Origin of the sequence: Treponema sp. UBA7567 (assembly GCF_002476655.1) — a bacterium.
Lineage (GTDB): Bacteria > Spirochaetota > Spirochaetia > Treponematales > Treponemataceae > Treponema_D.
In genome coordinates this window covers 1-8899 of record NZ_DLLH01000080.1, presented here as the reverse complement: position 1 = coordinate 8899, position 8899 = coordinate 1, and the positions used below count along the sequence as shown (strand labels likewise).

Here is an 8899-nt window from a genome sequence, read left to right as displayed (position 1 = left end):
CAATCGTCATCGTGACGAAGCTCGAAAAAGCATTAAAACAGCTTTCGTCATTTTTGATTTTTCAAGGCTTACAAATTCCGTATTTTTCCATTATAATTTTTGATTAAGAAGCGGGGAATATCGTGATTCAATTACAGTTCGTAAATTTTAAGCGTGGTTCGTATATCACAGTCGAAGGACGTCCTCAAAATAATATTTTTTATATTATTCAGTGCGGAAATGTACGCGTTCACAAGGAAAATTCGATCCCAGGCCAAAAAGAAGAAATACTCGGCCCAGGAGACTTTATCGGCGTAATTTCCTGCATGTCGAACCATTCGCAGGTGGACACAGTGCTTGCGCTTACTGACGTTGTCTGTATTTCTGTCCGGCGCGAGCAATATCCTGAGCTTATCGAAAAAAACACTCCAGTCGCTATGAAAATTATCCGCACTTTTGCAAACAGAATGCGGCTTTTGAACGACACTCTCGTTCTTGCAACCTTAAATAATTCAGCTTCTCAAAGTCCTGAGCAGATTTACAGGGTTGCTTCGTATTACGACAAGATGAATAAACCGAGTATTGCGGTCTTTGCTTATTATCAATATGTAAAGGCAAATCCGGCCGGCATAAATGTTCTTCTCGCAAAGACAAGATTCAACGCATTAAGAGCTAAAAGCCGGGCTGTTTATTTTGAATCTAATCAAGACTTGCTCAGAAAATACCCAAAAGACACGATGATTATGGCGGAACAGCAGAGCGGAGCCGACATGTTCATAATTCAGTCTGGACGCGTAAAAATTTCAAAAGTTGTCGACGGCTCGGAAGTTACGCTTGCAATTCTAAAAAAAGGCGACATGTTTGGAGAAATGGCTCTCCTCGAAAACAAACCTCGCTCTGCCTGCGCAATCGCCGAAGAAGATTGCACACTCATGACCGTAAACCGCTCCAACTTTAACCAGATGGTTCAAACCCAGCCGCAGCTTATTGCAAAACTAACAACAACTTTGGCAGAAAGGCTTTTTCAAACGCAAAGACAGCTTTTGAACAGCCAGATTCGCGACCCAATCAGCAAAATGACCGATATGCTCGCTCTTCAGATTGAAAAGGCGCGGGTTGCAATCGATCAAAAAAACAAAACTTCGTATCAGACAGATTTAACTCCTTTGGATATTGCCACTATGTGCGGGCTTAGCCAGGACGAAAAAAACATCTTTGTTCCGAAATTTTCACTTTCGCCGGTTATAAAGCTTTCGCCTGAAAACAAAATTTTTGTTCCAGATTGTCTTGAACTTATAAAACAAAGTGCCTTTATCCGAAAACAGCACAAGGAACGTTGATTTTTATGAAAAAAAACAGTTTTTTTGCATTCTGCGTTTTTGCTTTTTTTACCTGCACCGCATTTTGTTCAGCACTTCCGAAAGGGTACGGCTCAATTGAGCTTGGAATGAGCGTTGACGAGGTAAAATCCGAGCTAAAAAAGAACACCGACTTTGGCTATCGCGGCGACAGAGATGTAAGCCTTTCTCCAAAAACAAAGCAGGTTTTAATCGAAACAGACGCTTCCAAAAACGCTTATTCTTTTTTTACGCGCTGCTGGTTTCAGTTTGTTGATGATAAACTTTTTTCTATTACGCTCAATTTAAACGAAAAAAAAATCGACCACGCCTCAGTTTTTACAAGCCTTTCTAAAAAATACGGAAATCCATCTTTGATAAGCCCGAAACGCTCAGCATGGCAAGATAATTTTGTAATTATGAGCCTTGAACGTCCGCTTACATTAAAATATATCGATAATGCAAAATTCAATAAAATGCTCAGCGAAAGCAATGTTCAAAGAACAATCGAAGAAAAATCGAAAGATGAATTTTTAGAAAGCCTTTAAGCCTTATTCTGGCAGAGAAACTTTATCGCCCGTCTTTATTCCATTTTCTTCAAACCAGCCCTTTGGAACTTCGAGCGCATATCTTACGCTTACTGTGCTTGTTACAGAAGAAAGAGAAAACGGCGTCATATCAAAAATATCGCGGATTGTGCCTGCGCTGTCGATGTATGCAATCGAAAGAGGATGCGGCGTATTCTTCATCCAAAAACTCAAAATCTGGTCGCGCTCAAAAACAAAAATCATTCCTGTCCCTGCCGGAATATTTTTGCGCTCCATAAAACCGCGGCTGCGCTGCGCCTGAGTTTTTGCAACTTCCGCAAGAACACAAACCTGCCCGCTTTTCTGCGTTGTCACCGTTAATTTTTGAACAGGCAGTTTCTGCGCACAAGAAAAAAATGAAAAAATAAAAATATTTGCAGCCAAAAACAGCATTGTTTTTTTCATTTCTATACGTCCATTTTCAACAGTTCCGCAGCAGCAAGCTTGTCGTTTGGATCATATTCAAGCACAGTCTGAAAATACGCGGCAGCGTCCGAAGGTTTACCTTCTTTTAGCGCCAAATATCCCAAATTAGAAATAATTTTTGTATTTTCAGGTTCGATAGAAAGCGCCGTCTGCAAAGCTTCTTTTGCTTTTGGCAGATTCCGCTCTTCCATAAAGCAGATTGCAAGCTCATTGTAGGTGTCGGCCCGTTTTCCGCCTTCGAGTGCAAGAGCTTTTTCAAAGGCTTTTTTAGCATCTTCGTATCTTTTCTGCTGTCTTAATCCCCAGCCAAGCATGAACCACGCATTCCAAACCGCAGGATTTTTTTCCAAAAAGACACGAATTTCATCAAGGCCTTTTTCAACTTCGCCCTTATTTATAAAATCGTAAGCAGCCTTAAAATGATCATCTTCCATATTGCGGTTGCTGATTTCATTTAACAGTTCCTGGGCGCGATTCTTTTTATAAAGTCCATTCTCACCCATTTCATCGTCTGTCATTTCGCAAGTCAGCGCCAAATAAGTTTCAAAACAGCTTTTTGCTTCTTTAAAGTTATGCTTTTTAAGATAATAAAAACCTGCATTAAAAAAAGCGTCTGGAACAGCCGGCTCTGCATCCATCGCCTGTCTGTAATAAAAAAGCGCGTCAGCATCGTAAGCATCGGCATCGTCATAAAGACCAGAAGTCCTGTACGAATCCGCACGCTGATCAAAAAAGAGAGCCGTATTCAAAATTGTCGCAATATCTTCCGGATCAAAGCCACGAAGAGAAGCGTAAATTTCTTCCGCCAGATCGTAATCCTGATTTTTTGTCTTTAAAATCGCCGCTTCAGTCAGTTCTTTTTTCAAATTCGGGCGCGCCTTCCCAAGAATCGAACGGTAATACAAAATATTTTTATTGTCGCTGTCGTAAGCCATAACAGTAAGCAAACCTGCAAGAATCTGCTCTTCCGTCAATTCTTTCATATTAAAAGTTCCAGGATCATCCTTTTCTTTTTTTTGCACAGGAAGAGGAATTGTCGGATCGATCGGCATTGCCTTTTGAGTAAAATGAAAATCTTCTGGCAATTCAATAAAATAAACTGATTCAAGTGGATCTGTCGGTTTCATAAAAATATTTCCTTGTAAAAACTTAATTTTTAAATTCGGGTGGCTTTTTTACTTCGTAAAAAAACGGGCTTTTCGGGGTTCCGCTACCGCTCCATTGCTACGCTGCGCTTAGACGCAACGGCATTCGCCGCCCCTGCAATCCCTGCCACATAAGCAACTTTTTTAAGCGTTTCCATTTGTTTCTGGCTGATTTGCCTGCATTTTTTCAGTCTGTACAGAAACATTTTGCGCCGTCTGTCCTGGCTGAGAATTAGCAGGAGAATTTTGCTTTTGAGCCGCCATTTTTGCCTGCATTGCCTTTTGCTGGGCAATCTGGTCGCTTGCAGAAAGCTGAGTTTTTCTTACAGCCGTCAGAAAATTATTTACATGCAATTTATAAGAAAGCGGAACAGTTTTATCCGCAAATGCTATACTGCAGGCAACAATATCTTTTCTTCCTTCAATCACTTCCGAAGAAACAATCACACCGTTAAGGGTTATAACTTCGTTTGGGTCTTCAAATTCAAGCCTAAGCTGAGCAGGTTTATTCGTCAAAAATTGAGAAAGTCCCAAAAGTATAATTTTTGCCCCGGAAAAAGATAAATTGCGTACAATACAGTGGCGCGGAACGTTTTGAATTAAAACAATCGCCTCTTCACGAACAAGCCCGAGCTTGCGTTTAGAATTTTCGTTAATTAAAATTCTTTCTTCACGACGACGTATAGCATTTGAATTTGCCTCAAGAAGACGACCGACCGCTTCAATTAAATCATCTGGCGGACGCTGGTTAAAAGCAATCGTAATTACGGCAAGCTCCGACGAATTCATATACGGAACAATATTTGTAACATGTCCAGCAACAAAAAAACTCATCACATCATTTTCGGTTTCAAGAAAACAAAAGCGCAAATTTATGCCGGAAGTTGACTGGTCAGAAAGAGCTTTAAAAGCGCCGCCTTTTGCGCCGACAATAATCTTAGCCTGCAAAAAAGATGTCGAATTTATGATGCAAGGCCATTGTCCGCGATTACATTTTATATAAATTTGCCGAGGGTCAAGACCAAGCGCACGAATAATATCTTTCGTAAAAGTAATTTCTGTATCCCGATATTGGTCATAAAACCGCTGTAACTGCTGAGTTGTTGCAACACCCATAGATAAAACTATACTTTATAAAAAAATCACCGTCAACTTAAAAGACTGTTTTATTTGCCACTGTCAAAAAAACCAAAAAAAGCCGCGCATTTTGTAAAATTTCGGTACAAAAGCATATTTTTTCCATTAACAAAAAGACTTGATGAACTTCCGCCGTCAAACTCAAGTCCGTCCGCAGAACCTGCGAATTTAAGGATTTTTGCACATTCTCCGTAAGAAAGGCCCTTGCTTAAAAAAATTCTTTCGCCTTCAACAACAAGCAAAAAAAGCGTCTTTCCATCAGAAGAAATTCCTGCCGCCGTTCGGCTGTTTCTGCTTGAATACAGAAATTCGATTTCTTCATTATTCTTTAAAATTTTAAAAAAACCGCCAAAAATGTAATCAAATTCTTCAATGCTGTTCAATTCATTTTGATTTGCAATAAAAGCCTTTAAGCTTCCGTCTTTTTCAGTTTTAAAACCCAGCGCAGAATATCGTCCGTTTTTTTCAGAAAATACCTGCCCTTGAATTTTGTAAATTCCAACAATTTTGCGTTTAGAAAAAAAACGACCTTTAAACGGCGCTGTATTTATCGAAACAAAACTTCCAGACTTTTTGGCAAAACTCGCAGCGGAGATTCCTTTTTCGAGTTCATTTTTTTTAGAAGGATAAGCGGAAATTTTTAAATTTCGCGAGCTAAGCTCTACTTTTACAAGATGATATCGAAGAGGAACTTTTTTATTTTCAAACAAAAAATATTCCGAAAACGAATTTATTTTTTTCCATTCTATTTTTTCAGGAATATAAGAAGATTCATCAAGCTCAACAAAAGGCTCGTTTTTTAACGAAGAAAGAGAACTACAGCCTGTAAAAAAACAAAAGGCTGCGCAAAAAAGAAAAAAATATGTCTTTCTAAGATTCATTAACTTAAGATTCATTTTTGAAAAAAAGACGGCGGTTTCAAATTTTCTGTCAAATCGCCATTTTTTTTATTTAGAATGGATAAATCTCTGAGGAGGCGTTACAGTCCAGATTGCCCGAACCACAGTATCGCCGATATTTACAAGCGTATGCGGCGAATTTGCAGAAAACGAAACGCTGTCGCCTGCCTGAAGTTCATAAACAAAATTTTCGTAATGAAGCTGGCACTTACCTTCTAGGATATATCCGATTTCTTTTCCTAAATGTCCGTAAGAGCCACGATAAGTTTTTGCGCCAACAGGAATTGTAATTTCGTAAGATTCAAGCGCGTGCTGACCGTCATTTTTTGACGTTCCGGCAATTTCTTCGTAAAGAATATCACCTTCAACAATCTGCCTACGCTCATTTTTATGGGTAACTTCAACTGGACGGGTTTTATGATATTCCTCAAACAAAAATTCAAGGTTTATGTCAAGAACATCTGCAAGTGTCAAAAGAGTATCAATCGCAGGACTCACTTTATTTCTTTCAATCTGGCTTACAAGACTTTCCGAAACTCCGGCTTTTTGAGCGACAGCTTTTAAGGTAAGTCCGCTCCGCTCCCTGACTGTACGGATTTTTTCTCCAAAGTGATATGGAATTTTCTTTCCGTCCTGAGGGCTTTCTGAATTATTAGTCTGCTTTTGCAAAAGTGTCATTATTCTGTTTCTCCCGATTCTGTTCCATTACAAAGCGAATAAAATGATCTTCCAAAGTTCTGTGCGGTCCTTCAAGGTTCAGCCTTTTTCGCGCCTGAGCATTGTCGCGCCGGATTGAATATTGACTGTAAAAATCTTTATAATCGCCGCTTACATCGGTCTTTACTTTTTCGCCTAAGAATTTCGAAACTTCATCTCGTCCGATTGAACCAATTCCTTTTTCCCTGAGCAGACGTTTTAATTTTTGAATCTGTTCGTAAGAAATCCCAAACAAAAACTCTTCCATCGCCTGGCTTACTTCCGGAATTTCAAGCTGGGTGCGGATAAATTTGCTCCAAACTTCATCCATTTGGAACGAGAACATTATCAATTCGCTTGTTCCCATCATCGTTCCAAAAGCCGGGGCCAACGTCCGCCTAGCCTTCCATACGCTTGTCAAAACAGGAGCAATGTCCGAAATATTCTGATCCGCCCTGTGTTCCCACAAAAGAAGGAGAGAAGTCGCAAGTTGACGTCTAAAATCCACATTCAAAGAATCGTCTTTTATCAAATTCAAGTAAACGTCTTCCGCAAGAAGCAAAAACATCATAGAAACTGTTTCGTCTTTAAATGCCTGAATCAATTTGCTTGAAATTGCAATTTTTTCCGGTTCAGTCTTTTCAGTCGAATCAAGTTTTGTCTTTAATTCCATGCTGTTGTTTACTTTTAGCGCAAGTTTTGCAAGCGAAGAAAAAGTATGCAGTTTTGCCGTCAAAAATCCTTTTCCCAAAGTTGCCTTGCTTGGAAGCTGGATAAAAGTTTTTCCATAATCCGAATCAATGTCAACAAGAAGTTCAATAATATCCTGTGGAGTCCGGGTTTCTGAAGTCAAAGTTACCCTGGAAAGCAATGAAGGAAATTCTGCAATTGCAACTGCAAGCCTCTTTAAGTCCGCCATTCTCTTGTCAAAAATTTCCTTATGCTGCGGAGAATAGAGCGCAATTCGCGAATTTAATTCATCGCAGAGAACCTTTTGATTTTGTGTCAGAACGACAATTCCGCTTTCTTCTGTTTCTTCGCCCATTTCCTGAGTATCCAAAAACTCGCTTAAATCGATTGAAGTAAAATCACTTTCTGTAAAGTCTGACTGCATATCTTTATTATTTTCCAATTTTTTTTAGTATATCACAGATTGTTCTAAATTCAACAAATGAAAATTCCGATATAAAAAATATGAAAAAGCTTGCATTTTCTTTTTTTCTAACAATTTATGGATTTTTCGGAATTTTTGCTCAGACACCAGCAGAACAAAGCTCATTTCTCTTAATAACCGAAAGCGACCTTCGTCTCGTTTACGAGAACAATAAAAATTTTGAAAATGCAGAAGGGTACCATCTTTATATAAGAAAAAAGCCTGGAATTGAATCAATAATGCTCACAGAAACAACAAAAGATCCGTCAGGAACACAGGACAATTACGCATACCGCGCTCTCGAATACAATTCAATAAACGGCGACGAGCTCCGCTATTTAAACGGCAAACCTCTAAAATCAGAATTTGCAAAATATTCTCTCATCGACTCAACGCCTCAGCCAGACGAGCAGTTTGGGCAAGCCTTTCATATTTATATTCCGTCAGAAATCGAGTACGGTTACGAATGGTCGCGCCACGGAAAATTAAAAATCAGCCGCGGAACATTCATCAATATTCGCAGTTTTTCAAAAAAATACGGCGACTACACAGGAACATTTTTGGACAACCCTTTTATGTTCGATCTCGGAAAAATTCCAGAAAAAAAAGCTGAGCTTCCAGCAAAAAAACAAGAACCTGCTTCTCAGCCTCTGCCAGAACCAAAAGAACTGCCGCCGCCAGTCAAAGAGCCGATTGTGCTTACAGACGACTACAACCCGGCTGCAGCCGCAAGTTTTAACGACATTGCAAATTTTAACGGCGGACAAATGTGCTTTTCAAAAGGTCCGGATTCAATTGTAGACGACATAACTGCAAGTCTTGAAAGAATTTCGAAAAAAAACAAGGTTGACGTTGTTTTTGCAATCGACACAACAGGCAGCATGAAAGATGACATTCAAAAACTCCGTGATGAATGGATTCCCCGTCTGACAAAGCAGATAAAACAATTTGGAGATTTTAGAATCGGACTTTTACTTTACCGCGACTACAACGACACTTACCGGCTCATGGGACTTCCAGTAAAACGCTACGAATTTACAAAAGACATAAATGTCTTTACAAAAAATCTCAACAATTTTGTAATTTACGGAAACGAAGGCGGCGACATTCCAGAAGCCGTTTACGAAGCGCTCTTTGCAAGCCTGACATTCTACAAATGGCGAAAAGACGCTTACAGAAAAATCATTTTGATTGGAGACGCAGAGCCTCATCCAACCCCACGCGGAACCGGCAAATACACAAAACAGCTCGTTGCAAAAACAGCCAAATCAACAAATATCGTAATTGACGCAATCATCGTTCCAGACGACAAAAGCGCACGCGGAAGATAAAGATTTGGACGGCATTACACAGTCTAACCCGCTCTTCGCCACTCAGTGCCCTCGGCAGGTGTTAAATTTTTGTCATTTTTAACTCTCTTTTTAAACGGCAAAAAATTTTCTTTATTTAGCCCAAACTTCGAGTTTTATGATTTTATGTCGTTATCGGGCTTGACCCGATAATCTATTGCACTTTTTTTGCAAGATTGCCGTGTCAAGCA

Annotated in this window: 9 protein-coding genes; 3 read left to right on the top strand and 6 right to left on the bottom strand. The window is 39.5% G+C overall.

From position 1 onward, the window contains the following. Positions 1-122: 122 nt before the first annotated feature. Positions 123-1319 (top strand): Crp/Fnr family transcriptional regulator, encoded by a 1197-nt coding sequence (locus B3Y13_RS09745; protein ID WP_296667484.1) that lies wholly within the window; start codon positions 123-125, stop codon positions 1317-1319. Between the two features lie 5 nt (positions 1320-1324). Further along, a complete protein-coding gene (locus B3Y13_RS09740; protein WP_296667486.1) occupies positions 1325-1864 on the top strand; it encodes a hypothetical protein in 540 nt (179 codons plus the stop codon). A gap of 3 nt (positions 1865-1867) precedes the next feature. Here the strand turns inward: B3Y13_RS09740 and B3Y13_RS09735 are convergent, their stop codons facing one another. The 6 genes from B3Y13_RS09735 to B3Y13_RS09710 form a co-directional block, all read right to left on the bottom strand. Then, positions 1868-2308, bottom strand: coding sequence for a DUF192 domain-containing protein (locus B3Y13_RS09735; RefSeq protein WP_296667488.1), 441 nt, complete (start codon positions 2306-2308; stop codon positions 1868-1870). A gap of 2 nt (positions 2309-2310) precedes the next feature. Then, complete coding sequence (locus B3Y13_RS09730; RefSeq protein ID WP_296667489.1) at positions 2311-3456, bottom strand: tetratricopeptide repeat protein; 1146 nt, start codon at positions 3454-3456, stop codon at positions 2311-2313. A gap of 162 nt (positions 3457-3618) precedes the next feature. Further along, complete coding sequence (locus tag B3Y13_RS09725; protein ID WP_296667490.1) at positions 3619-4590, bottom strand: PilZ domain-containing protein; 972 nt, start codon at positions 4588-4590, stop codon at positions 3619-3621. A gap of 50 nt (positions 4591-4640) precedes the next feature. Further along, the gene (locus tag B3Y13_RS09720) at positions 4641-5492 is read right to left on the bottom strand and encodes a phosphodiester glycosidase family protein (RefSeq protein ID WP_296694244.1); all 852 of its coding nucleotides are present in this window, start codon (positions 5490-5492) and stop codon (positions 4641-4643) included. A gap of 66 nt (positions 5493-5558) precedes the next feature. Then, on the bottom strand, positions 5559-6188 hold the full coding sequence (locus B3Y13_RS09715) for a helix-turn-helix domain-containing protein (protein ID WP_296024074.1): 630 nt from the start codon (positions 6186-6188) through the stop codon (positions 5559-5561). Further along, the gene (locus B3Y13_RS09710; RefSeq protein WP_296024078.1) at positions 6163-7338 is read right to left on the bottom strand and encodes a hypothetical protein; all 1176 of its coding nucleotides are present in this window, start codon (positions 7336-7338) and stop codon (positions 6163-6165) included. The genes B3Y13_RS09715 and B3Y13_RS09710 overlap by 26 nt, the downstream gene beginning before the upstream one ends. A 62-nt stretch (positions 7339-7400) precedes the next feature. Between B3Y13_RS09710 and B3Y13_RS09705 the strand changes: the two genes are divergently transcribed. Further along, positions 7401-8690 carry a vWA domain-containing protein gene (locus B3Y13_RS09705; protein ID WP_296024080.1) on the top strand — a complete coding sequence of 430 codons (1290 nt, stop codon included), beginning with the start codon at positions 7401-7403 and terminating at the stop codon, positions 8688-8690. Positions 8691-8899: the final 209 nt, after the last annotated feature.

Bases quoted from the DNA above. Each gene is read 5' to 3' on its own strand.
- B3Y13_RS09720 (WP_296694244.1), bottom strand. From the start codon at position 5,492: ATGAATCTTAGAAAGACATATTTTTTTCTTTTTTGCGCAGCCTTTTGT.
- B3Y13_RS09735 (WP_296667488.1), bottom strand. From the start codon at position 2,308: ATGAAAAAAACAATGCTGTTTTTGGCTGCAAATATTTTTATTTTTTCA.
- B3Y13_RS09725 (WP_296667490.1), bottom strand. From the start codon at position 4,590: ATGGGTGTTGCAACAACTCAGCAGTTACAGCGGTTTTATGACCAATAT.
- B3Y13_RS09730 (WP_296667489.1), bottom strand. From the start codon at position 3,456: ATGAAACCGACAGATCCACTTGAATCAGTTTATTTTATTGAATTGCCA.
- B3Y13_RS09715 (WP_296024074.1), bottom strand. From the start codon at position 6,188: ATGACACTTTTGCAAAAGCAGACTAATAATTCAGAAAGCCCTCAGGAC.
- B3Y13_RS09705 (WP_296024080.1), top strand. From the start codon at position 7,401: ATGAAAAAGCTTGCATTTTCTTTTTTTCTAACAATTTATGGATTTTTC.
- B3Y13_RS09740 (WP_296667486.1), top strand. From the start codon at position 1,325: ATGAAAAAAAACAGTTTTTTTGCATTCTGCGTTTTTGCTTTTTTTACC.